At 59.3% G+C, this 24,222-nt stretch carries 17 protein-coding genes; 13 read left to right on the top strand and 4 right to left on the bottom strand.

Annotated elements, in window-relative coordinates; translation table 11 throughout:
• Positions 1 to 19 precede the first annotated feature (19 nt).
• Positions 20 to 2,653, top strand: a complete 2,634-nt coding sequence (locus tag ACTNB2_RS02545) for a hypothetical protein (RefSeq protein WP_441045698.1) — start codon at positions 20 to 22, stop codon at positions 2,651 to 2,653.
• A gap of 182 nt (positions 2,654 to 2,835) precedes the next feature.
• On the opposite strand, the gene ACTNB2_RS02550 is transcribed toward ACTNB2_RS02545, so the two are convergent.
• Positions 2,836 to 3,513, bottom strand: coding sequence for a DUF3800 domain-containing protein (locus tag ACTNB2_RS02550; RefSeq protein WP_441041853.1), 678 nt, complete (start codon positions 3,511 to 3,513; stop codon positions 2,836 to 2,838).
• A gap of 474 nt (positions 3,514 to 3,987) precedes the next feature.
• Here ACTNB2_RS02550 and ACTNB2_RS02555 point away from each other — a divergent pair, with 474 nt between their 5' ends.
• The 5 genes from ACTNB2_RS02555 (at position 3,988) to ACTNB2_RS02575 (ending at position 11,690) form a co-directional block, all read left to right on the top strand.
• A complete protein-coding gene (locus tag ACTNB2_RS02555; protein WP_441044689.1) occupies positions 3,988 to 4,956 on the top strand; it encodes a hypothetical protein in 969 nt (322 codons plus the stop codon).
• Positions 4,957 to 5,016: 60 nt separating this feature from the next.
• Positions 5,017 to 7,698, top strand: coding sequence for a BREX-1 system phosphatase PglZ type A (gene pglZ / locus ACTNB2_RS02560; protein ID WP_441044690.1), 2,682 nt, complete (start codon positions 5,017 to 5,019; stop codon positions 7,696 to 7,698).
• An 11-nt stretch (positions 7,699 to 7,709) separates the two neighbouring features.
• The gene (gene brxL, locus ACTNB2_RS02565) at positions 7,710 to 10,028 is read left to right on the top strand and encodes a protease Lon-related BREX system protein BrxL (protein WP_441041858.1); all 2,319 of its coding nucleotides are present in this window, start codon (positions 7,710 to 7,712) and stop codon (positions 10,026 to 10,028) included.
• Positions 10,029 to 10,106: 78 nt separating this feature from the next.
• Positions 10,107 to 11,471, top strand: a complete 1,365-nt coding sequence (locus ACTNB2_RS02570; protein ID WP_441041860.1) for a hypothetical protein — start codon at positions 10,107 to 10,109, stop codon at positions 11,469 to 11,471.
• 27 nt (positions 11,472 to 11,498) lie between these two features.
• Entirely contained in the window at positions 11,499 to 11,690 is a 192-nt protein-coding gene (locus ACTNB2_RS02575) for a hypothetical protein (RefSeq protein ID WP_441041862.1), read from the top strand.
• A 338-nt stretch (positions 11,691 to 12,028) separates the two neighbouring features.
• On the opposite strand, the gene ACTNB2_RS02580 is transcribed toward ACTNB2_RS02575, so the two are convergent.
• Positions 12,029 to 13,630, bottom strand: a complete 1,602-nt coding sequence (locus ACTNB2_RS02580) for a potassium/proton antiporter (RefSeq protein ID WP_441041864.1) — start codon at positions 13,628 to 13,630, stop codon at positions 12,029 to 12,031.
• 261 nt (positions 13,631 to 13,891) lie between these two features.
• Here ACTNB2_RS02580 and ACTNB2_RS02585 point away from each other — a divergent pair, with 261 nt between their 5' ends.
• Entirely contained in the window at positions 13,892 to 14,731 is an 840-nt protein-coding gene (locus ACTNB2_RS02585; protein WP_441041866.1) for a metallophosphoesterase, read from the top strand.
• 317 nt (positions 14,732 to 15,048) lie between these two features.
• Here ACTNB2_RS02585 and ACTNB2_RS02590 read toward each other — a convergent pair whose 3' ends face one another.
• Positions 15,049 to 16,623 carry a lipopolysaccharide biosynthesis protein gene (locus ACTNB2_RS02590; protein ID WP_441041868.1) on the bottom strand — a complete coding sequence of 525 codons (1,575 nt, stop codon included), beginning with the start codon at positions 16,621 to 16,623 and terminating at the stop codon, positions 15,049 to 15,051.
• Between the two features lie 177 nt (positions 16,624 to 16,800).
• On the opposite strand from ACTNB2_RS02590, the gene ACTNB2_RS02595 reads away from it, so the two are divergent.
• From ACTNB2_RS02595 to ACTNB2_RS02620, 6 genes are all read left to right on the top strand, one after another.
• Positions 16,801 to 18,372: an L-lactate permease gene (locus tag ACTNB2_RS02595; RefSeq protein ID WP_441041870.1), complete on the top strand. Its 1,572-nt coding sequence runs from the start codon at positions 16,801 to 16,803 to the stop codon at positions 18,370 to 18,372.
• 262 nt (positions 18,373 to 18,634) lie between these two features.
• Positions 18,635 to 20,305 carry a phosphoenolpyruvate carboxykinase (ATP) gene (pckA, locus tag ACTNB2_RS02600; protein ID WP_441041872.1) on the top strand — a complete coding sequence of 557 codons (1,671 nt, stop codon included), beginning with the start codon at positions 18,635 to 18,637 and terminating at the stop codon, positions 20,303 to 20,305.
• A gap of 224 nt (positions 20,306 to 20,529) precedes the next feature.
• Positions 20,530 to 21,249: a B3/B4 domain-containing protein gene (locus tag ACTNB2_RS02605; protein WP_441041874.1), complete on the top strand. Its 720-nt coding sequence runs from the start codon at positions 20,530 to 20,532 to the stop codon at positions 21,247 to 21,249.
• 169 nt (positions 21,250 to 21,418) lie between these two features.
• Complete coding sequence (locus ACTNB2_RS02610; protein ID WP_441041875.1) at positions 21,419 to 21,868, top strand: MarR family winged helix-turn-helix transcriptional regulator; 450 nt, start codon at positions 21,419 to 21,421, stop codon at positions 21,866 to 21,868.
• Positions 21,869 to 21,987: 119 nt separating this feature from the next.
• Entirely contained in the window at positions 21,988 to 22,842 is an 855-nt protein-coding gene (locus ACTNB2_RS02615; protein WP_441041876.1) for a DegV family protein, read from the top strand.
• A gap of 193 nt (positions 22,843 to 23,035) precedes the next feature.
• Positions 23,036 to 23,356 (top strand): MGMT family protein, encoded by a 321-nt coding sequence (locus tag ACTNB2_RS02620; protein ID WP_441044691.1) that lies wholly within the window; start codon positions 23,036 to 23,038, stop codon positions 23,354 to 23,356.
• A 420-nt stretch (positions 23,357 to 23,776) separates the two neighbouring features.
• Here ACTNB2_RS02620 and ACTNB2_RS02625 read toward each other — a convergent pair whose 3' ends face one another.
• Entirely contained in the window at positions 23,777 to 24,070 is a 294-nt protein-coding gene (locus ACTNB2_RS02625; protein WP_195838532.1) for a DUF6485 family protein, read from the bottom strand.
• Positions 24,071 to 24,222 lie beyond the last annotated feature (152 nt).

Consider the following 24,222-nt stretch of genomic DNA (forward strand, 5'->3'; position numbering starts at 1 on the left):
CGTTTGCTTTGACGACGGAATGATCACCTGGGACGGTCATCATCACACTGCGACCGGTTTGCATGTCGATAATGAAAAGGTGCCCGAGCTTACCGATTTTGCCACGCAGGGCGGCTTTGATGATCTGAATGATTATCTCAACTGCTTTGTCGACGGTTTTCTGAATAACCTGGTTGAGGCCGATGAGGACCTCATTGTTCCTAGGAGCGCAATCCACGAGGCGCTTTACCCTATGCTTCGAGAAGGGGATTTGACGGGCCTTGTTTTGGCTGATTTCTGCGGCTGTAACAAGGCACTCGTAATCGACAATCCGGCCCCCGATGCATATTGCGTAATGTATGACACGCGAATCGCTCGCGGTATTCCGCAGTTCTTCAACTTGGTCACACGCATGCTTTGGGATATGCGCCAAGGGCTGCGTAGCCAGCAAGGCGCCTCGTTTAAGGTGACGTTTGTTGCGGCGAAGAACGTCGATCTATCCATGCTGGTCGTAGACGACGTGACGGACGTTCCGGGCGTGCAGGAAAAGCCGGGAACGAAGATGGTCTACTCTGCCCCGGCGATTCAGCTGGACACCTTGGCTTCAGACGGATGCGGCGTGGCGTCTGCCCCCGCGGGAGGGGAGCGGCCTGGTAACGCAGGCGGTGATAAGAAGGTTGCTGCAAACGAGGGCGACCGTGTATGGGGCAATGCGTTTTCCGTGGCGCTTCCCGATGGCTGGATTGTCGTTTCCGACCCCAGCCAAAAAGATACCTTTGTTTTAAGCCCCGCTTCGTCCAACAGGCGCATGGAAGGGGCTCAGGTTCTTTATTCGTGGCGCCCTGAAACATCAGAGGAAATGCGCAGCATGGACCAGCTCGAGGTTCGTCGCGCCGTGATTAGGACCACCCACTTCCCTCCCATAAACAACATGGTTCCCAGAGGACTTGAATATCACGAAGTTCAGGGTGATGGGTGCATTGTCGCTGTCGTTCAGGTTGGCGTGGGACTTCCTGGCATGGATACGGGGATTGGTTTGGAGTTCTATGTCTGCCCTCTATACCGTGACAACGACTGCATGCGCGTGACGTTCTATTCATGGGATCGGGATCGTGTTAATGAGGCCCGCACGTTTGTCGATGGACTCGCGTCGACCGTTCGTCTTAATAAGGTGGAGCCTCTCAGTTGGGACATTGCGTTTAAGAAATGCTTTGAAACTAAAGTCGAGCCCGAGGAGTTCAGGGAGCTTGCAGTCCAGGGCGTTTCTCTTTTGATTTCTATTCGCCAAGGTGTTTATAAGTCAGCAGTATACGAGACCAGTTTGCTAGACGGTAATACTGCGCTTGATAGGGAGAATGCCGGTTTAAAGGCTTTGGCTCAGCTAAATGCGGATTCCGAGCGTTATCTGGATCGCATTCTTGACGCGGTCGATGCCCAGGAGCGCTTCTACGGAAAAGAGAGCCCCATATATCAGGATATTCGCTCTGCCGCAGCTAATGTTATTGACGTTGCCTTACTGAGGGCATCTAATTGCAACCTCGAAGACGGCCGTGATGCAGAGGCTATCCTTGCCCCTTCCGAGCATATGCGTGAGATTCGCGCCCGCATTGGACTGGACCCTGCGCCGGCGCCCGTTGCGCCGGAGAAGAAGGCCGCGCCGGAGAAGAAGGCGTCGGAGAAGAAGGATGCTGCGCCCGCCAAGGAGAAGAAGGTCGCTGAGCCTGCCAAGGAGGAGAAGGCAGCTGCGCCTGAGAAAAAGAATGATGTGGTCATCGAGAAGAAAAAGGCCGATGACGAGAAGCCTCAACCGTTTCAACCAAAGTCTTGGGCAGAGGACGAGACGAGGGATAGGGTTTACGCGCTTGCCGATCGATGCAATGAGATGCGCGGCGATTACTTTGACGCCAAAGTGAACAAGGCGAGGCGCCAACGCGAGCTAGATTCGATTGTCGACGATTTGAATGAGGCAATCTCAAAATTCGATTACTTTCGGGACCTAGAGCGCAAACGAGAGCAGCTGGCAGAGCTAAGAAACAACCTTAATAATGAGGCCTCTAGCTGCGAGAAAGAGCTTCAGTCGTTTGGATTGTTCGACATTAGCAATAAACGTCAAGCAAAGAAGAAGCTCTCGGATCTTACCGAGCATATAGAAAAGGTCGATTCCAGCCTTAAGGCGATCGAGGTCAAACTCTCCAAGGGCTCAAGTAAGCTCGTCAAAGCAAAGGTCGATGAGTTGCGACAGCAAAAGAGCGATGCCCAGCTAGCGTTTAAAGAGGCCGAAGCGAACTTCGAACAAATAGAAGCCGAAAAGAAAGAGCGCAGGGCTAAGCTCGAAGCATTCTGTGCCAGCGTGCCAAAAAGTGACCGATTTGATGAATGCTATTGGGATGCCGATTGGCAGATGCGACAAGCGTACGATCGCAAGAGGAAGGCTAAGACCGATCCGGAAAACAAGCGGCTTGCGAAGCAGTTTGCGCAAACAGTTGACGTTGGGGAAGTATTTACTTTATATGACATGATGGACGCTGTTGACGGAATAGATACGTTCTCAAAAGCGGGCGTTGTTTGCTATATGTATGACAGGACTCATTCAGTAAAAAAGGTTGCTCCGATTAACAATCGCACTGCTTATGTGTTGACTGATAAAAGGTTCATGGATATATGGGACGATTGATTTTGAAGCAGAAGTCGGATGTATTTTGCAGGGGGCATCTCTAGGGATGCCCCTCCCGTTTTATGTCGAGCTTGCATTGGATCCAGGCATAAAAAATGCCGGGGGACATCCCCCGGCTCTTGATTGCCCTCCATAAAGGAACGCAACCCATTTATACCATGGCTCCAGTGCGAATGGCTGACTCAATTGAGCCTCTTTTTCTTTAGCTTCTTAACGAAGTTCTTTTTGAATGGGGTGATCGAGCCAAAGAACTCCGTGTCTGTTTTGGTCGCTGTTCCATTCTGGAACTTAAGGAGCGTGAGTTCGATCCCGCAAATATAGTCGGCGACCTGAGATAGTCGAAATGTTCTGGGCGAAGCGTCGCGATAAACCGTGGCCCTTTGGGAAATGGCCTTCTCGATGGCACCGTGAAGCGCGCGCGTTACAACGCTTTGGCCTCCGTCGTAGTAGATCTTGACGTGGTCGAAGCTCTGTATGTACGCCAGGTGGTCGGCAAGGAATAGCGTAACATCGCGTTCGATCTTTTCGGAGAGCTTTTGCGGTTCGTAAAGGCCCTGCCTCTTGTCGTAGATGAAGGGTCGGTATGTGATGGGGGAGTGATCTACGAACTGGCGGAACAGGCTGAGCTGTTTCTTTCGGTTGCGAATGCTGACCCACTGGTAATCATCGTGGCCCGTGAGAAGAGGCCCAAAGTGGAATGGCATCACATCGAGTTCACAGTCTCTAACGTTGCGTTCATACGCGGCGATATTTTCCTTTAGTTCGTTTGCTTGCTCATGAAAGACAAGGGTGACGATATAGTAGCGGGATACGGGACCCGCATCACCCGATTCATCGATAAAGATCGAGAGTTCCGTCATGAGGTGACCTCCATTTACGCATAAAAAATGCCGGGGGGAAGCCCCCGGCTCTTGGAGGTCCCTCTATTCGAGGGTACCAACCTTTTTATACCACGAGACGAGGAGTCTATTCAAGTAGAAATTATAATGACCAAACACATGTTCGTCAATCTGCCTGGGGTTTTAGGAATATGCCGTGGTCTGGTCTGAGATAGTGGGTCATGTTCGTTCGTGCTGTTTTGGTTGGGGTGCTGCGGCTATGGCCCTATGGCTACCGCTCGCACTTGTTGCTCAACAAATGGTGGGGCTGGTGGAGTAAGTTAATACATACTGGCTGCAAAGCTTGGTTCGTCTGTAATGGGCGGGTCCTGAAAATGGTGCTCGTGAATGTTCTGCATAGGGCGCCATAAGCTTTGCTGTCGGGTAGACTTGTCTATGTTGACTTAGCTAGTTTTATTGGGCTTTTAATCGGTCCTGATTGGATGGGATAGAGATATGGCAACGTTGCTCGCCGATAAATACGAGGCTCGCAAGGCCGAGGTCAATGCTCGCTTTGAGCAGCTTCGCGCTAACGAGGAGGAGCTCAACCGAATCTTTGCCAAAATCTACAACATGGAGGGCGAAGTGCCCATCGAGGTCGAGGACAAGTACGTATCGGTGGCGCGCATCTTTGATACCGCTGACGAGATCCCCGAGAGTTATAAGGGCAACAAGTACGTGCGCACCAAGCGCGACGAGATTACCTCGCTCATAAGCTATGCCGTGGGCTGCATGTTTGGCCGCTACTCGCTGGATGTGGACGGTCTGGTTTTGGCCGATCAGGGTGCCACGGTCAACGACTATCTGGCCAAGATGCCCAATCCCGATCACGTGACCTTTATGCCCGACGGCGACAATGTGCTGCCCATTACCGATGACGAGTACTTTGACGACGACATCGTTCGCTACTTTATCGACTTTGTGCGCACCGTGTACGGCGAGGAGACGCTCGAGCAGAACCTGGCCTTTATTGCCGAGGCGCTCGGCGGCAAGGGTACCTCGCGCGAGGTAATTCGCGCCTACTTTTTGAAGGACTTCTTTAAGGACCACTGCCAAACCTACAAGAAGCGCCCCATCTACTGGTTGTTCGACAGCGGCAAGAAGAACGGCTTTATGGCTCTGGTCTACATGCACCGCTATACGCCCGATCTGCTGGCGCGCATTCGTACCGACTATGTGCACGAGCAGCAGGAGCGCTATCGCTCGCAGATTGCCGATGCCGAGGACGCGCTGGCCACGGCCGAGCGCGGTGAGAAGGTCGCGCTGACCAAGCGCATCAAAAAGCTGAAGGATCAGCTGACCGAGACCGTTGCCTACGAGGAAAAGCTGCATCACCTGGCCGACCAGATGATCAAGATTGACCTGGACGACGGCGTTAAGGTCAACTATGCCAAGTTCCAGGATGTGCTGGCAAAGATAAAATAATGCACACGTGATTACGCGTTACGCGAATTGTTTTGACCGGTATGACAGTGGGATTGTTAGATGGCAAAGTTCGATGTAATTGAAGAGCTGGCGGCGCGCTTTGAACAGCCGCTGCCCGATTGCCGTGAGCGCCGCGTGGTGGTGTGGCACGACGCGGAAGGCGAGTTTGCCGCCACGTTTGCCGAACTTGCCGAGGGCGGCTTTGGAGAAGCGGTAGAGCAACGCCTGCCGCGTCCGGTGCGCTTTGTGGAGGCTTGCGACGGGCATATGTTTGAGGTCAAGCGCCTTATCGCCCGCGAGGACACCACGAGCGACATGCTGGTGTATCGCCAGCAGGGGCGCGGCGGCCTCGAGGGCGATTGGCTGGCCGATGTTGAGCTGTATGCCGATCAGTTCTCGGCGGACTATCTGTCGCTGCTGGCCGATCAGCTGGGGGCCTCGAACGCGCGGGATATTCGCAAGGCTCTGCAGGCGCACAAGTCGTTCTTTGCCGCCAAGGGCCGCGTCGCCAAGTTTTCTAAGTGCATGCCCGTGCCTGCGTGCGCGGCCGATGTTGAGCTGGGCCTGCTGGCCGCCATGTTTGGCGGCTCCGATCCCAGCGCTGCCACCATGCCGTTTATTGTGCGCGCATGCCTGACTATGCTGCTGCGCGATGGCCCGGAGGCACTGGCGGAACTGGCGCAGAAGTTTGAGGCCGCCGATAGCCTTGCAGCCTTTGTGCGTCAGCGCACGGGCTTTGAGGGTGCGCTGTTCGAGCGCGATTCGCTGCGGGATTTTGCCGCCCATGTGCTGCTGACGGCCGCGGCCTCGTTGGTGCCGGCGGCTGCGCTGCAAAAGCTTTCCAACCATATTGCGCCTGCCTATGCGCCGTATTGCATTGCCGTTGTCCGCGAATGGGCGGGTGATGCTGCGGCGTCTGATGACCTGCGCGAGATTTGCGAGCTGGTCCAGGACGCGTGCGGCCTGCGCCATGTGTTTGGTGCTCTGCCTACCGACGATCTGCTGCGCCTGGATGTATTCCCGTGCGTTGACGAGGCCATTTTGAGCGACCTGCTCACCTCGCTGGCGCAGGGTGCCGATCGCGTTGACGAGGCGCGTCGTGTTGCCGCGGCCCGTCGCGACTTGTGCTGGTACGACGATGTCGCCTGCTACTACCAGGTGCTTTTGGCGCTGGCCGACATGGCGGCCTTTAAGCGCGACCATGCGGGTGGATTCCATATTGCCCAGGCGGCCGAGGTATGGGAGGCCTATACCACAGATTGGTGGCACATGGATGCGGCATATCGCGCGCTGCGCCAGGCCAACGAGCGCTGCAAGCTGCGCGGTGTCGATCTGTTGGAGGAGCCCGAGCGCCGCGCGGTTGAATGGGCCGAGAACAACTACGTCAACTGGTATCTGACCGAGAGCAACGCGTGCTGGGCCAATGCCGCCCAGGCGCAGTGGCGCGATGCCGGCTATGTTGAGGGCGTCGCTCGCCAAGACCTGTTCTATTGGGAGACGCTGCCCACGTATACCGGTAGTGCCAAGGCCAAGGTGGTCCTGATCAGCGATGCGCTTCGCTACGAGGTGGCGCAGGATGTGGCTGCCGCTTTGGAGCGCGAGCGCGGCGGCGAGGTGCGCATGGGTAGCGTGCAGGCGATGTTTCCCTCTATTACCGAGATGGGCATGCCGGCGCTGTTGCCGCATCAGGCCATGACGCTCAACATGGAAACGGGCGCCGTGCTGCTCGATGATATGCCCACGGGTTCTACGGTCGAGCGTCAAGCGGTGCTGCAGAAGGCCGCACCTACGGCTCGTGCCCTGAGTGCCGCGGCGTATCTGGACATGTCTGCCGCCGACCGCAAGGAGCTGCTCAAGTCCAGCGAGATCGTGTACCTGTATCACAACAAGATCGACGCGACGGGGGAGAAGCTCGCCACCGAAAGCGATGTGTTCGATGCGTGCGCCGAGAGCGTGGACGAGCTGGTCTCGATCGCCAAGCGCGTGTGCACCGACGCGCCAGGCGCCCGCGTGACGATCACATCCGACCATGGCTTTTTGTACACGGCCAACGAACTGCCGGAATGCTTGTTCCTGGGCAAGAACGACCTGCCCGACGATCCGGTGCTGTTTGGCAAGCGCCATGCGGTGGTCGCTCAGGGCGACACCTTGGCCGATATCGCTAACGGCGCGGACGGTAGCCCGTGTTTAGCCATGAACATGGACCATGTGGTGCCGGGCGGCGGCTACGTTGGCTTGGCTCCGCGCGGGATCGTGCACTACAAGCGACCCGGCGGAACCAAGCGCTACGTGCATGGCGGCGTGAGTCTGCAGGAGCTCGTGGTGCCGGTGGTCGGGTATCGCCGCCTGAGTGCGTCCTCAAAGGAATTCGTTGATACGCAGACTGCGAAGCTGCGCGTGCTGAGCGAGAGCCGCCGCGTTACCAACTCGCTGTTTGGCATTAAGTTGCTGCAGGAGGAGGCCGCTACGGGCAAGGTGCTGCCGTGCGAGTACGAGCTGGTGTTTACCGACGAGACCGGCAACGAGGTGAGCGACGTTGCTCGCGTGCATGCGGACATGACTTCGCCCAACCCGCAGGACCGCGTGGTCGAGGCTCGCTTTACGCTTAAGACGGGTGTGTCGTTTGGGTCCGGCTCGTCCCATTTGCTGGTTTGCCGCGACGCCCAGTCGGGCAAGATCTTTTGGCGCGAGACGTATACCATCGCCGTTTCGTTTGCCCCTGTTGCTGACTTTGGTTTTTAGGAGTGTGCCCTATGATTGATAGCCATGACGACAATCTGTGGGAAGTTCCCTCGATTGATGTGGATGTGCCTGCGGAGGCTGCGGCGTCCGTTGAGGCTGCGGCGCCTGCCCCGGAGCCGGTGGAGGCCGTCGCGCCCGTTGAGGACGAGTCCTCGACCGATGGCTATGACCAAGCTGTGGCCGAGGCTCCCGAGGATGAGGGCTACGACATGGACGGGCTGGACGGCAAGCTGCTCGAGCACTTTGCTGGCAAGATCGTGCGCAAGGACCTGACGGCCCTTATGAAGCGCGGCGCCAACGTGCCCACCTTTGTTTTGGAGTACCTGCTGGGCATGTACTGCTCGACCGATGACGAGGATGCCGTGGCAGAGGGCCTGGAACGCATTCGCAGGATCCTCACCGATAACTACGTGCGTCCCGACGAGTCCGAGCGCATTAAGTCCAAGATTCGCGAACTGGGCCGCTTTACCATCATCGATAAGGTGACGGCCAAGCTCGACGAGTACAAAGACATCTATGTGGCATCGTTTGCCAATCTGACCATCGAACCGTTTGTGATGCCGGCCGAGTACGTGCGCGACTATTCCAAGATTCTGCAGGGCGGCATTTGGTGCATTATGAGCATCGAGTATCGTCACCCCTTGGATGAGGAAGACGAGTTTGGCATGGAGGTCTTTGGCGACGATGCGCCGCGCCGCTCCAAGGCCAAGCGCAAAAAGCGCGGCCCCGAGGACTCTCCGTTTAGTGTGGCGTCGCTCACGCCCATCCAGATGCCCAATCTGGACCTGGATGCCATGATCGACGAGCGCCAGTATTTCTCGCGCGACGAGTGGCTCAACATGCTGCTGCGCTCAGCTGGCTACGAACCCAGCGAGCTTTCCGAGAAAGAGCGCCTGCACTTTATCGAGCGTATGGTGCCGCTCATCGAGCGCAACTACAACCTGTGCGAGCTGGGTCCCCGCGGCACCGGCAAGAGCCATATCTACAAAGAGGTCTCGCCCTACGCCATCTTGCTCTCTGGCGGCCAGACCACCACGGCTAACCTGTTCGGCCGCATGAACTCCATGCGCGCCGATCGCGTGGGCCTGGTGGGCCACTGGGATTGCGTGACGTTCGACGAGGTCGCCGGCATGCGCTTTAAGGACACCAACGCCGTGCAGATCATGAAGGACTATATGGCGAGCGGCAGCTACGCGCGCGGCCGCGACCAGATTAACGCCGATGCCTCCATGGTCTTTGAGGGCAACATCAACGACACCGTGCAAAACGTCCTTAAGACCACACACCTGTTTGATCCGTTTCCGCCGGAGTTTAACAACGATTCGGCCTTCTTCGACCGTATCCATTACTACCTGCCGGGCTGGGAGATTCCCAAGATGCGCTCGAGCCTGCTGACCGGACATTATGGCCTGATCACCGACTGCCTGTCGGAGTTTTGCAAGGAGATGCGCCGCAAGGACTTTACGCACCATATCGACCGTTACTTCCGCTTTAACAGCGACTTTAACAAACGCGACGAGATCGCCGTTCGCAAGACCTTTAGCGGCCTGGCCAAGCTGCTGTTCCCCGACGAGGCCATGGACAAGGACGACGTGCGCTGGCTGCTGGACTACGCCATCGAGGGCCGTCGCCGCGTAAAGGAGCAGCTCAAGATTATGGCGGGCGTTGAGTTTATCGACGTCAACCTGGGCTATATGGATGCCGACAACCCGCAGGACGTGCACGTGGTGCGCGTGCCCGAGCAGAGCGAGGACACGCTGATTCCCGACGGGCCGCTGCTGTCCGGCCACGTGTTTGGCGTGGGCAGGTCGCAGGGCGGCGAGGTAGCCGTGTACAAGCTGGAGAACAAGGCCGTTGCCGGCGAGTGCAAGTTTAAGCACGAGGGCGTGGCCTTTAACAAGCCGGTGCGCGATACGCTGGAGGCCGCGTTCGACAACTTTGTGAACCTGGCGAACCGCGTGGCGCCGGGGATGCACATTGGCTCCAAGGATTATCTGCTGTTCTACAACGATCTGCAGAGCAAGGGCCTGTCCGAGGAGGTTTCGCTCGCCGAGTTCGTGGGCCTGTGCTCCGCGGCGTGCAACCGCCCGGTGATGCCCGCGCTGGCGATTCCGGGAATCTTGCGCATGTCGGGCTCTATGGACGAGATCCGTGGGCTCGAGGACATTATGCGCGTGGCCAAAAACGCCGGCGCCAAGCGCGTGATTTTGCCGCTGAGCGCCATCGCGGGTTTGCAGAGTGTTTCGTCCGAGATTATCTCGGGCCTGAGCCCGGTGTTCTACATGGATGGCGACCCGGTCGACGCCGCGAAAAAGGCTCTGGATCTGTAGGAGTGCGGGCGAGCGGGGCGTCCGGTGTTCGGGCGCACCGCGTACATGTTGGTGCGTAGTGCGTGAGGAGGCCTTGCTATGGCGGGCGAGCGTTCTGTTGGTGAGCTGCTCGACGAGCTGTTTGGCTTTGAGTCGGTAGCCAAGCGTCAGACGGCGCTTGAGCAGTACGATCGCGGGGAGCTGGTGCGCAAGGCGCGCTCCCGCGAGCTGCTGAGCGTGCTTAGGGGTGTCGAGGCTGCCGAGCGCGCTGCGCGCGAGTCTGCCGTGCGGGCAGTTGACGGGTATGTTCGCCGTGTTGAGGGTGCGGCCCTTGCGCTGGCTCGTAAGCAGGCGGGCATTGTTGGTCCGCTGCAGATGGAGCGCCGCTATGCTGCCTTTTTGCGCATGGATGACAAGGCCGAGCTACTGGCCCGTTTGGAGCAGACGCTTGCGTTTATCGAGGTAAAGCTGCGTGCGAATACGGCGGACAAGGTTCGCGCGGCGTACGATGCTGCGGGGGCTATGGTGCTACGGGACGTGGCGCGCCTGAATGGCGTGCGCGTTGTGGATGCTGTGCCTTTGGATGCCGACCTGCTGTGTACGCAGCTGGAACAGTTGCGTTGTGCCGCCGATGCGACGGACCTTGCGGGTATGATCACAGCGACGTTTGAGTCCGAGCTGAGTGCGACAGGGTCGCAGGGCGCCAGCGGGTCTGCGAGTGATGTTGCTGGCGATGTTGCTGGTGACGTGGCGTTGGAGCGTGAACTTACCAACGTGCATGGCGCTGCGCAGCGAGCGCGCTTGGCGGCGCAGGCATATCGGGCCGAGCGCGCCGCCCGCGTTGCGGGGAGCACGGTGGAGCCTTCAGGGCTGCCCGAGCCTGCGTGCGTTGCGTGCGAGACGGCGTGCGATACCGGTTTGCTTTCCGAGTTGCTCGCTCAGGTTAAGAAGTCGTTTGAGACCTACCGTCGTATTGTTGCCGACGGCGGGTTGTTCTGCGCGTTTGGCTCTGGCTCGCCGCATGGGATTTGCAGGGGCTCGAGCTATGTTGACTATGATTCTCGGCTTGACGAAGACGTGCTGGTGGGCGAGTACGATGGCGCTACCAGGCACGATGTTCGGCGTGAGGTTCCGATTCCCGAGCTGGTGGATGAGGCTTCGGCCGAGGGCGGCGACTCGCTCGAGGTTGCCGTGGCACGCATGCGTGAGTTTAACGGGCGTCGCTACGATGGTGTGCTGGATGAGGACCCCACGCGCCATGTGAATGCGTTTTGGTATGGACTCAAAAAGCTCAGTCAGTATTGCGAGGCCGCCGTGCGTGTGGATGAGCGTGCTTGGGATTGCTTTATCGATAAGGTGCAGTTTGCCTACGATGAGCCCGTGGGACGCCTGGCCATGCAGATGGACGACAAACAGGCGGCGGCTTTTGTTGCTGCTGTGGATAAGCTTAGCGCTGCTGAGTAGGAGCCTGGCCTGGTAGGAGGTTTCACCATGAAGATCGAAGTTGATGTGGACCAGCTGCGCGAGAGTCTGCTCGATCGCGCGGGGAGTGCAGCAGGCGTGGGCTTTCCGGCTGCCATGCTCGACGTAGTGGATATCGAGGACGAGTCGCTCCAAGAGCTCCTAGCCCGAGCCGAACGCGAAGGCCTCGACCTCCGCGACTTTGCCGTCGACGATGACTAGGAATGTGACAAGGGTAGCTAATTTGGCATGGGGCTCCTGCACCCGCAGCTGCGCGAACATGCATGATAAGCCGTCCCAATGGAGCCTAATGAGGTCGCGACCGTTCTATTTTGACTGCACGCTGGCTAAGTGAGTAGGCTTTATTGGAAATCCTGAGCACACGACTAATTTGCTTCAACAAACCCGCAGGTCACAGACTTGTGCTTTGGTGACGTGGTCGGCGATTCGGCAAAAGTCTACTCACTTAGTTTTGAGAGACGCTAATTGTCCGCAACGAGACCCCAGCCGGGGCGATTGGTGCTCAAATGTAGCCAATTCGGGACGGCTGCCCCTGGCCGCTACGACGCCAGCGTGGCGATGACGGCTTCGTCGCCGGCGTATATGAGGGTGTTGCCGTCGGGGATGATCGTTTGGCCGTCGCGTTTGATCATCACGACGATAAAGGGGTGCTTGCCTTGCGGCACGTCGCGCAGGCGCTGGCCGGCCAGACGCCCGTGGGGAGTCACGGTGACTTCGCGTAGCGTTACCTCGGCACGATCTTCAAACGTCGGCGCGGCCATAACCAGAAGGTCGCCTTCCTCGATGACGGTATCGCCATTGGGCAGCACCGGGTGTGCACCGTCGCGCAGCACCAGGACTACGAGCATGTCCGTGGCACTGCCGATGTCCGCGAGCGAGCGACCGGCAAACGGATGGCCCGCGCCCACCTTGAGCTTGACGAACGACATGCCGTCCTCGTCGCGGTAATCGTTAAAGGTGCGGCGCACGTCGCCGGCCGCATCGATCATGTCGAGCTTCTTTGCCACCGCAGGCAGCAGCGAGCCCTGCACCACAATGCTCGCCACGGCAATCACAAACACCAGGTCAAACAGGTCGTGACCGCCGGGAACGCCGGCCACCACGGCAAAGAGGCTAAACACGACCGAAGCCGCACCGCGCAGGCCCGCCCAGCTTACGAGCGCCACCTGGCGGGGGTTTGTCTTATAGGGCGCCAACAGCAGACCGACGGCGATGGGGCGGCTCACAAAGAGCATAAACGCCATGAGTGCCAGGCCCGGTAGTAGCATTTGCGGCAGGCGCGCGGGCGTCACGAGCAGCCCGAGCAAAAAGAAGATGGTCATTTCGGCCATCTCGGTGAGGGTGTCAAAGAAGTGCGCCATCTCGACCTTACCGGTGATGTCGCTCGCACCCAGCACAATGCCGGCAAGGTACACGGCTAAAAAGCCGTTGCCGCCCAGGTAGCTCGGCAGCGCGTAGGCGACGATGGCCACGGCGAACAAGAAGATGGTCTGCGCGCCCTCGGCCGTTGCGTGTGCGCGCTCGATCAAGCGGCCAGATGCCCAGCCGATGACAAGGCCCAGGCCCACACCCAGGATGATCTGCTTGGCCAGCAGCACAGGGATGTTAATGTCGCCGCCGGCCGCAAGGGTTGCAAGCACGGCGGTGAGCATGTAAGCGACGGGGTCGTTGGAGCCCGATTCGACCTCGAGCAGCGAGTCGGTGCCGTCCCTCAGCGAAAGGTTGTGCTCGCGCAGCACGCTAAAGACGCTCGCTGCGTCGGTCGACGCCACGACCGAGCCCAGCAGCAGACCGCCGATCCAGTCGAAGCCTAGCGCGAAGTGTGCAAAGGCGCCCGTGATGCCGGCGGTAATGACGACGCCGAGCGTGCTCAGCAGCACTGCGGGTACGGCGACGGGCTTGGCGCGGTCGATGTTGGTGTTAAAGCCGCCGTAGAACATGATGAACAGCAGCGCCGTGCTGCAGACGGTTTCGGTGAGCGCGTAGTCGCTAAAGTCGATGTGCGCCGGCCCGTTGACGCCCAGCAGCATGCCCAGCGCGATGAAGATGAGCAGGGTGGGGAAGGGGAGCTTTTTGCCGACGGGTTTGATGGTCAGGCACAAAATGATGACGAGGCCGATAAAAAGAAGTATTTGGTTCATGGATAGTGTCCGCTCCTGGGTGGTTGGCGTGGCACGGTCAGTTATCTGCGGTTATTTGTACCCAAAGATGGTGGGTTTATGGGTTGAACGGAGGGCGTTCGTGATATCGTCACAGGCGGAGCCGTTTTTCTAGACTATTGGCGGCGGCTCGTATCTACTTCCCAGCTTTATTGCAACGGAGTACAATGGGTAACGTTTAAGTTCAACTTGAAGTTTTAGTTGCGGCTCCAGGCTTCGCCGTAATGCAGGGAAAGGCGTTCCATGGCGATCTATGTGACATCTGATGCCCACGGGCACGTGCGCGCGCTGGACGAGGCCCTTTCCAAGATCTCGCTGGCGTTCGACGACACGCTGTATGTGCTGGGCGACATGATCGATCGCGGGCCCGATCCGGTCGGCGTCATCAACTTGGTGCGATCGCTGCCCAACGCTCGCGTGCTTAAGGGTAACCACGAGCAGATTATGCTCGACGCGATCATCGGCCAGGACCCGCTCGATGCCGAGACCTGGGACATCAACGGCGGTTGGACCACGCGCCAACAGCTCAACGAAATGGAGTTTGAGGCATACGAGGAGCTGGTACGCTGGGCTGCTGCCCTGCCGCTCTATGCGGTGGCAGAGACTGCTGAGCGTCCGTATTTGCTGGTGCACGCCGGCATTCAGACCGAGGCGGCGCGTGCGTTTTTGCTAGAACATGGTGTCGATTGCGGTGACGGCAGAGGAGCGGTCGATGCCGATAGCGAGTTGCTGCAGCAAATGCTTGCCGTGCAGTCGTCCGATGACCTGCTGTGGATTCGGCATGGCTATTGGGATGCCCCGACGGGGCTGCTTTCTGCCGAGGGCAAGGGTCCGGTCGTGGTGAGTGGCCACACGCCCACGGTGTCGCTGGGGCGCTATTGCGAGGTTGGCGGCCTGGCAGGGCTCGATGAGGAGTCGGGCCGCGGGCAGATTGTGCGCCTGGGCGGCGAGGATACCGCCGGCGTTCCCGACCGCATCGACATCGACTGTGCCGCCGCCACCGGCTCCGAGTTCGGCCGTGTAGGCATTCTGCGCCTGGACGACGGGGCCGAGTTCTATGCAAACATTCTCCCTGGCGAGTAATCGGTGCAAAGGGTAGCTAATTTGGGACGGGGCTTTTTTGACTACTTTTGCCCTTCTGCCCATCAAATGATTTTTCTGGGACGGGGATTAAGTAATCATTTGGCTGCCCGCTGGCTAAGTGAGTAGACTTTTTTGGAAATGCCGAGCACCCAACATGTTTACCTCAATAAAACCGCAGGTCACAGACTTGTGCTTTGTCGGTGTGGTCGGGGATTCGGTAAAAGTCTACTCACTTAGTTTTGCGTGATGTATATTGTCCGCAACAAGACCCCAGCCCGGGTAATTCCATCGCAAATTCCGGTGGCCGAGGCAGCTAATTAGACACCGTACGGGTTGCGGGCTCGTTCTATGCGCTGGCGAATGTGGGCGTACTCGACAATCAATAGCACCAGCAGTAGGGCCATGATGAGCAGGTAGCTCACGACGGCACCCATCAGCCCCAGTAGGTTGATGAGGACCATCGGTACCACCACGCTCACGGCAAAGCAAATGAGGTAGATCTTGGTGACATCGCCGGCGTGGCGCAGCACTGTGATAATGGCGTAGATAAAATCGATGGCTGCGGTGATGCCGCCGGCGACGACCATCAGCAGCGCCAATGTGCGGTAGCGCTCAAAGTTGAGGCCGTACATAAAGCTCATAAGGGGAATGCCGGGGCCTGCCATAAACGCGGCGCATGCGCCAGTGAAACCCAAGATCAGCGCCATGACGGCGACAATAATTAAGTCAAAGCGGCGACGCTTGCGCGGGTTAGCCCAAATGCTCGACAAGCGTAAGAGCTGCGGTTTATAGATAAATCCAATGCTCAGCAAAATGGCCTGCGCCGGAAAGAATAGGGCATTAAAGTACAGCTGATATTTGTAGGCCAGCGTGCCTTCCATCACAAACTTGGGCATGCTCTCGATAAGGTTGAACAAAAAGAGCGCGCCAAAGAGCGGGGCGCACTGCGCAAAGAGGTGGCCGACTTCGCGTATGCTCACGCGACGCGATTTTTCGGTCTCGAGTAGGGCGAGTGGGGCGGTGACCAGCACAAGCGAGGCGATTGCTGTGACACCCATGGCCATGGCCGCGATGGGCATGCTGCGCGTAAGGAACAGCGCCACGCTAAAGACCGCGATGACGCCGGCGGAACGCAGCGTTTGGCTCATGCCGGCTAGGTAGAGCTTGTCGGCCTGCTGCAGGCGGCCCTCGTACACGTCCGCCACGCCGTCGATTACCTTATACAGGTAGACGCCCAGGCCGATCGTCGCCATCTGCGCGTCATAGCCGCGGGCGCTGCTGTACATGAGGCCGCAGCCTAGGGCGAGAGCTCCGCAAAGCCAGCGGTTGAGCTGGTAGGAGGCAAAGGACGTCTTCTCGTCGATGTCCGAGACCTGAAAATTGCGCACGCCGTAGTTGCACGCGATCATGATGAGCGTGCCGGTGACAAAGGCGATGGAGAACTTGCCGGCTTCTTCGGCGCCCACGAGTTGCGTGGACACGATAGTGAGCAGCGGAAACGCCATGCCCCACACGGCGGTGCCGAGGGTATTCCAAAGGTAGTCGCGGCTGGTGGCGTGCTCCTCGTATTCGGCTTCCTGCATGGAGAAACCGCCGCCGTAGACGGCGCCGAGCAGGCGGTTCCACCAGGCGTTGACCATACGGCGGACAGGACCGGGCTCGCGATCGCACTCGCGACGACGACGCGTGGCTTGGCCGCTATTTGGACCGCCGGCGTTGCGCTGACTCAGCTCCTGGATACGCGCGAGCTCCTCGGCGGTGTGCGATGCGGGGAAGAGGCCGTTCTCGATGCGGCCGCCCTGTCCGTGCGCCCCGCCCGATACAGCGGGGTTGGCGATGCCGTTGCGGCGGGCGATGGCGCGGCGGATGCTATCGAGGGGCGAGATGCTCAAGGCGGGTCCTTTCTATTGCTGCGTTCTAGTATAGACGCGACGGTGTCACTCATGTTTTTGAACGGATTGTTCAATATTTTCGGGGGGCGGCAGTAAATTGTCGGTGAGCGTGCGGTATCCTGTTGAAGTTATGTGATACCACGATGCCGCCCGCGCGGCACCAAGGAGCTTCTACCCATGGACGTCGCCGCATTCTTGCTGGCTCTTGTGCCGATCATTTGGCTTGTCGTGATGCTGCTGTGCTTTAAATGGCCAGCTTGGAAAGCCGCCATCGGATCGTTTGTCCTTTCGTGCGTGCTTGCCTTCGCATGGTGGCACCTGCCGGCAGCGCAGATCGCGACCGCCTCGCTCGAAGGCTTTTTGATGGCCCTGTGGCCCATCGTTTTGGTAATCATCGCCGCGGTGTTCACGTATAACCTGTGCGTTCGCACGGGCGCCATGGACGTGATCGGCAGCATGATCACCTCCATCAGCAGCGATCGCCGCCTGCTGGCGCTGCTTGTGGCCTGGTGCTTTGGTGGCTTTATGGAGGGCATGGCCGGTTTTGGCACCGCCGTCGCCATTCCCGCTGGCATGCTCGCGGGCCTGGGCTTTGAGGCCGTGCCCGCCGTGCTCATCTGTCTGCTGGCCAACGGCGTGCCCACGCCCTACGGCTCCATTGGCATTCCCACGGTGTCCGTTGCCGGTCTGGTGGGCCTGGACCCGCTGCATTTGGCGACCGTTCAGATGGTGCAGCTGGCGCCTTTCTTTGTGATGATGCCGCTGTTTATCGTGCTGGTTGCGGGTCGTGTCGCCGATGACCAGGGTAATGTTGCGGGCATTACCGAGCGCCTGAACGGCGTGGCGGGCATCGCCGTGCTCTCCGGCGTGTCCTTTGCCGGTGCGGCTCTTGTCGTTGCCATGTTTGTGGGTCCCGAGCTTGCCGTCGTCGTCGGTTCCATCGTTTCGCTCGCGCTGACAGCTGCGCTTGCCATGCGTGCCGAGAAGTCGGGGCATCTGGACGCACGCTTCCACATGAATATCGAGGCCGGCGAGCAGCTCACCGCTAAGTCGGCGCTTTCGGCTTGGTCGTGCTTCATCCTGATCTTTGTGCTGCTGTTGGGAACGTCTAACCTGGTGCCTGCCGTGCATGCTGCGCTCGCACCGTTTGCGAGCCAGGTGCAGGTGTATTGCGGCGAGAACCCCGGCACGCTCACGTTTTCGTGGATCAACACGCCGGGCGTCTGGATTTTCCTGGCGGCGTTTGTCGGCGGCGCTATTCAAGGTGCTTCGCCGCGCATGATGGGCGAGGTACTGGCCGCGACCGTCAAGCAGATGATGCCGACGGTCATTACCATGCTTTCGGTTCTGGGCTGTGCCAAGGTTATGGGCTATGCGGGCATGATCTCTTCGATCAGCGCGTTTTGCATTGCGGTCGCCGGTGGCCTGTACCCGATTCTGGCTCCGTGGATCGGCGCGGTCGGTGCATTCGTGACCGGTTCGGGCACGTCTTCTGGCATGCTGTTTGGTCCCATCCAGAGCCAGGCTGCCACCGCGCTGGGCGTGAGCGACTACTGGATGGTCGCGCTGAACGCGCTTGGCGTCGCTGCCGGCAAGATGATCTCGCCGCAGACGCTTGCCATCGGCCTGGCCGCCGTGCACGTGCGCGGCAAGGATGCCGAGCTCCTGGGCGCCGTCCTGCCCTACGCCGCCGGCATGCTGATCCTTATGAGCGCCATCGCCATGCTCGGCCAAGGCTTGCCGCTGTAGTTGGCACTTAGGGACGCTCCTTTTGTGCCGGCATCCGGGGACACTCCTTGAATGTTGCCTGTTCAAGAGTGTCCCCAACGACTCGTCGTTTAAGAACGTCCCCAATGACTACCCAATGACTAGGCCGCTTGCCTGGGATTTTTGACCGTTGGGCGGGCTTGCCCCCCTTGCCGCAAAAACGTTTTTGCATATCGGGTACAACGAACTTTACGTGAGTAAAGTGCGCGCCGCGCCCGCGTGACGCGCTTTTAAAGGAGGCCCCATGCCTGGTGTTACCCCTGCAGAAGTTCTGTCCAACTTTGGTATTACGCTGGTCGAAGATCCCGCCGAGAATCAGCCGCGTCTGCTGGTCGATCTACCTGCTGCGGAGCTCGTCGAGCACGCTATCCGCCGTGAAGAGGGCCGCATGGCATCCAACGGCGCGCTGGTAATCGAGACGGGGGAGCGCACCGGCCGTTCTCCCAACGACCGCTTTATCGTTGACACCCCCGATGTTCACGACAAGATCGCCTGGGGCGCCGTCAACCGCCCGCTTTCGATTGAGAGCTACGAGGCCATCAAGGCCGGCATCGTCGACTATCTCAACGAGCGCGACGTGTTCGTCACGCGCGGCATGGCGGGTGCCGACCGCAACCACACGCGTCGCCTGCTCGTTGCCTGCGAGCGCGCGAGCCAGGCGCTCTTCATTAAGCAGATGCTCGCCCGTCCGCTCGCTCGCGAAATTGCGCGCACCGGCGAGCCGGACTTTTGCGTGCTCGCGGCACCCGGGTACCAGTGCGACCCCGCCATCAAGGGCCTCAACTCCAGCGCCGCCGTGGTCATCAACTTCCAGGAGCGCGTGATTCTGGTTGCCGGCACCGGCTACTCCGGTGAGATTAAAAAGTCCATCTTCAGCGTCATGAATTACCTGCTGCCCGTCGAGGACGATGTGCTGCCCATGCACTGCTCGGCCAGCATGGATCCCGTCACGCACGAGACCGCGGTGTTCTTTGGCCTGTCCGGCACCGGCAAGACCACGCTTTCGGCCAATCCCACGCGCCTGCTGATCGGCGACGACGAGCACGGTTGGTCCGACATGGGCATCTTCAACATCGAGGGCGGCTGCTACGCCAAGTGCGAGGGCCTGGACGAGTTTCACGAGCCCGAGATCTTCAACGCCGTTCGCTTTGGCGCGATCTGCGAAAACGTGGTGCTCGACGAGAACCGCAAGCCCAACTACGATGACGTCTCGATCACGCACAACACGCGCGTTGCCTATCCCGTCGAGCATATCCCCAACGCGTGGACCAAGGGCATGGGCACCACCCCGAGCGTCGTGCTGTTTTTGACCTGCGATGCCTTTGGCGTGCTGCCGCCTATCTCGCGCCTGACGGCCGATGCCGCCATGTATCACTTTGTGACGGGCTTCACCGCCAAGATCCCCGGTACCGAGGTCGGCGTCACCGAGCCCACGCCTACGTTCTCCTCGCTGTTCGGAGAGCCGTTTATGCCGCTCGACCCCATGGTCTATGCCAAGATGCTCGGCGAGCGTATCGCCGACGGTCGCACCCGCGTCTATCTGCTCAACACCGGCTGGATTGGCGGCGGTTATGGCGTGGGCCATCGCATCGAGCTTGCCTACACGCGCGCCCTGGTCGCACGCGCCCTCGACGGTACCATCGAGGACAGCGAGTTCTTGCACGACGATATCTTTAATGTCGACATTCCCACCACGTGCCACGGTGTGCCGGACGGCATCCTGGTGCCGCGCCAGTACTGGCAGAGCACAGCGCGCTACGACGAGGCCGCGCACAACTTGGCGGTGATGTTCGAGGAGAACTTCGAGAAGAAGTACTCGCACCTGCCCGAGTCCGTCAAGGCCGCCGGCCCGCACGCTCAGGTGCCCGCCGAGGCCCGTCATCGCGGCCGCGGCCTGCTGGGACTCCGCCACTAGCGTCGCCTCGAGTCCATATCCACCACAAAGAGGTAGGCGCCTTTGTGGTAGTTTTGCTCGTGTGGATGACTCGGGTTACAATGCGCCTGACATATCGTCCCCTTCTCCGGATGGGGGCAGCGTAAGCGCTCTTGTGACGGCACCGTAGGACTTTGAAGGTGGCCGCTGTGAGGGCGCTTTTTGTTTAGGCGCTCGCGTTGGCGCGAATTGCGAAAGGAGCACGTATGAAGGGCTTTATTGCCGAGGATTCATTTTGGGAGCTATTTCCACAGGCGGCGGTCGGCGTCGTGGTCGTAAAGGGCATGAAGCCCGCGGCTCAGATTCCTCAAGAGGACGTGGACGCGATTGCGGCGCTGCTCGATCGCGCCAATATCGATGCGGAGCGCCACCTGACAAGCGATACCATCAGCGAGAACGCGCCGGTCAAGGCATGGCGCGAGGCCTATCGCCTGTTCAAGACTAAAAAGGGCGCCCGCTGCTCGATCGAGAACTTGCTCAAGCGCGTGCTCAAGGGCAAGCCGGTCGGTCATATCACACCGGCGGTGGATATTTACAACACGGTGTCGCTGACCTACGCGCTGCCCGTGGGAGGCGAGGATTTGCACGCGATTGAGGGAGACCTTCGCTTGAAGGTGACCGACGGTGGCGATGCGTTCTTGCCGCTTGGCGAGGAGGCAGATGATCCGACGCTGCCCGGCGAGCTCGCCTACATCGATGATGCGGGCGCCGTGTGCCGCTGCTGGAACTGGCGCGACGGCGTTCGAACGGCTCTGTCCGACGATTCTGCCGATGCGTTTCTGGCGATTGAGTGTGTTGAGCCCGAGCGAATGGGGGACTGCCAGGCCGCGATCGATCGCTTAGCCGAGCTGCTTGAGCGCTATCTGGGAGCGACGGTTGTCGTTAAGACGCTTGTGACCCGCGACAATCCCTGCGTGGAGCTGTAGCGGCGCCTAGAACCTTTTGATGCCCCAAACCACCACAAAGGTGCTATCCCCTTTGTGGTGGTTTTTATGTTGATGGGTTAACAATTGCGATATTTGGGTACGGGGGTTCGGGCATGCGGCTAAGATGTTTACCCGTTAGCATCATGCAAGCGAAAGGCGGTCGTCTCCCATGCAGCAGAACGACGAGACGCGTTTTGAGGACTTTGTCGGACTGATCAGCGGACTCTACAAGGAGATCCAGCGCATTAAGGCATCTGAGGGAGCAAGGCTGGGTCTTAAGGGTTCCGATATCATGTGCCTGTACTATCTTGAGCGCAGCAAGGACGGCCTGACTGGTGCCGACCTCGCCCGCATGGCAGGCGTGACCCGCGCTGCCGTCTCGCGCACGCTGGCGCATCTGGAAGAGGGCGGCTTTGTCGAGGTCGACGATTCGGGCGATGCCGCCGTTAAGTATCGCGCTCCGGTTCGCCTGACCACGTTGGGCGGCGAGAGCATGAATGAGGCCGATCGTATTATTTGCGAGGTGCTCGACGCCACCGGCAAGGCCATGGGCGTGGAGCAGCGCGAGCAGATGTACGCGTCGTTGCGTACGATTCTCGACACCCTGCGCGAGCTGTAGGGCCGCCTAGGCATTTGCTTCCCATTAACAACTGCATCGTCCCGTTTGAGCGCGTATACCGTGCCGGGGCATTGCTGTCAAAATTCCCTGCGCGGGACCTGCGCAAGAAAGGATTCGCTATGTCCGTCCGCATTATTACCGATTCCGCAAGCGATATGTCGCCGGCGGAGCACCCGGCACTGGCTGTTTTGCCACTGTCCGTTACCTTTGGCACCGATGTGTACATGGATGGCGTCGACATCGATCACCAGCGCTTTTACGAGATGCTCGTGGAGCGCGATGAGCTGCCCAAGACCGGTCAGGTCAACCCGTACGCGTTTTCGCAGGCTATCGCCGAGGTTCGTGAGGCCGGCGATGAGGCCGTGATTATTACCGTGGGCGCTAAGCTTTCCGGCACCAATCAGAGTGCCCGTACCGCACTTGCCGAGGCACCGGGCGGCGATGTGTTCGTGGTAGACAGCAACAACGTCACCCTGGGCGAGCGCGTACTGGTCGAGTATGCCCTGCGCTTGGTGGACGAGGGCCGTAGCGCGGCCCAGATCGCGGCGGCGGTCGAGGCCGTGCGCGACCGCGTGGTGGTTATCGGCCTGCTCGAGACGCTGGAGTACCTGGTGCGCGGCGGTCGCCTGTCTGCTGCGGCCGGCGCCGTGGGCACGCTGCTCAACGTAAAGCCCGTGGTGGCTGCCGAGGACGGTCTGATCGTGCAGCTGGGCAAGGCGCGCGGTTCCAAGAACGGTCGCAACCTGCTGAACCAAAAGGTCGAACAGGCGGGCGGCGTCGACTTTTCCATGCCGCTGGCGCTCGGCTATACGGGCCTTTCGGATGCGGTGCTCAAGAAGTATATCGAGGATAGTGCGACGCTGTGGGCTGGCCACACCGAGGGCGAGCTGCCCGTTCACACCATCGGCGCCACCATCGGCACCCATGTAGGCCCCGGTGCCGTAGCCGTAGCCTTCTTCCAGCCTGCCAACTAACCGACCTGCCAAAAAGGGACAGGTTTATTTTGGCAGGTTTTATCTGGGCAAACGCTACCTGCCATGCCATGTGATCCCTCGGCGATGACGGGGTTGCGGACCAACGGCCGCACGGAGGCCGCAAATGATCCGCAACCCTGCCGTCCCCGAGGGATCATTTGATTTATGCTGTTGCGGGCGGAAAGGAACATCGATGGCGTCTGAGGGCTTTTTTGAGCGGGTGTACGAGGTAGTCGAGCAGATCCCTGAGGGGATGGTTGCCACGTACGGCCAGGTGGCGCTGCTCGCCGGCCGTCCACGAAGTGCGCGGTACGTGGGCTATGCGCTGCACAGCAATCCGCGCCCCGGCGAGATTCCCTGTCACCGCGTGGTGTTTGCCGATGGTCGCATTTGCGAGGGCTTTGCGTTTGGCGGCCCCGATGCTCAGCGCGAACTTCTGCTGGGGGAGGGCGTGACGTTTGCCGATCCCATGCACGTCGACTTGGCTGCCTGTCGTTGGCCGGCTGGGTTATAGCGACTCGTTCGCGCTAAAACCACTACAAAGGTGCCTGTCCCCTTTGCGGTGGAACGCCGGCGCCGTTGACGTTTCCCCAGAAAAAACCTGCCAAAATAAATCAGTCCCTATTTGGTAGGTTTACCTTAGCTAACTTATGGAGAAGGTATGGCGGCACGATTTGACGCTGTAAAGTAAACAAAGGCGAACTATATTGTATGCAACAACGGAGCAGGCAATAGGCGATGAAAAAGCCTGCCCTGTTGAGTTTGATTCGCATTCCTCCCCTCTGTGCGATTCAACGGTGTACTTCAGGAAAGCGCCCGTCGGCTGCCATGGTCGGCGGGCGCTTTCCTGTAGGCATGGGGCAAACCCATCAGGTCTGTTATCCCATAATGAGGTACTGACGTTTGGTTTTAGGGGGGGCACTAACTTTGATTGTTAGTCCCGCTTACAGCAACCGATCTTGGTAAATCCCTGCGGCGCTTCTTCGCCTGCGGGGATTCTTGGGCTGTCGCTTCCCAGATATGCTTCTACATGCCGCGCGAACGCTTGCCACGACCACTCGTCTTTATCGGCCTCAAGCCGATCGGGAGAAATCGCGTTGAACAGGCACGTTGGAATCTCGTGCTCGTGCAGATTCTTAGCGATACACGGTGTGCAGCCCTTCTCGTGGTTGACAGGGTTAAATGGGCATTTCCGGTCGTTGCAGGTACAAAACGCAACTGAGCTCATGGGACTCCTTCCGGTCGGTCGGGTCTGCCGTAAAAGCTGCCGCATGTTAAACAATAGGGTGTCATTGCTTAACAGGATATAGCCTCAAGGTGCTTGCGACTTAGGGGTTCTGCCAAGCGGCTGAATATCTCGGCGACCGACCTCTGAAGAAA

The sequence above is a fragment of the Collinsella sp. HCP28S3_G2 genome (genome assembly GCF_052065125.1).
Lineage (GTDB): Bacteria > Actinomycetota > Coriobacteriia > Coriobacteriales > Coriobacteriaceae > Collinsella.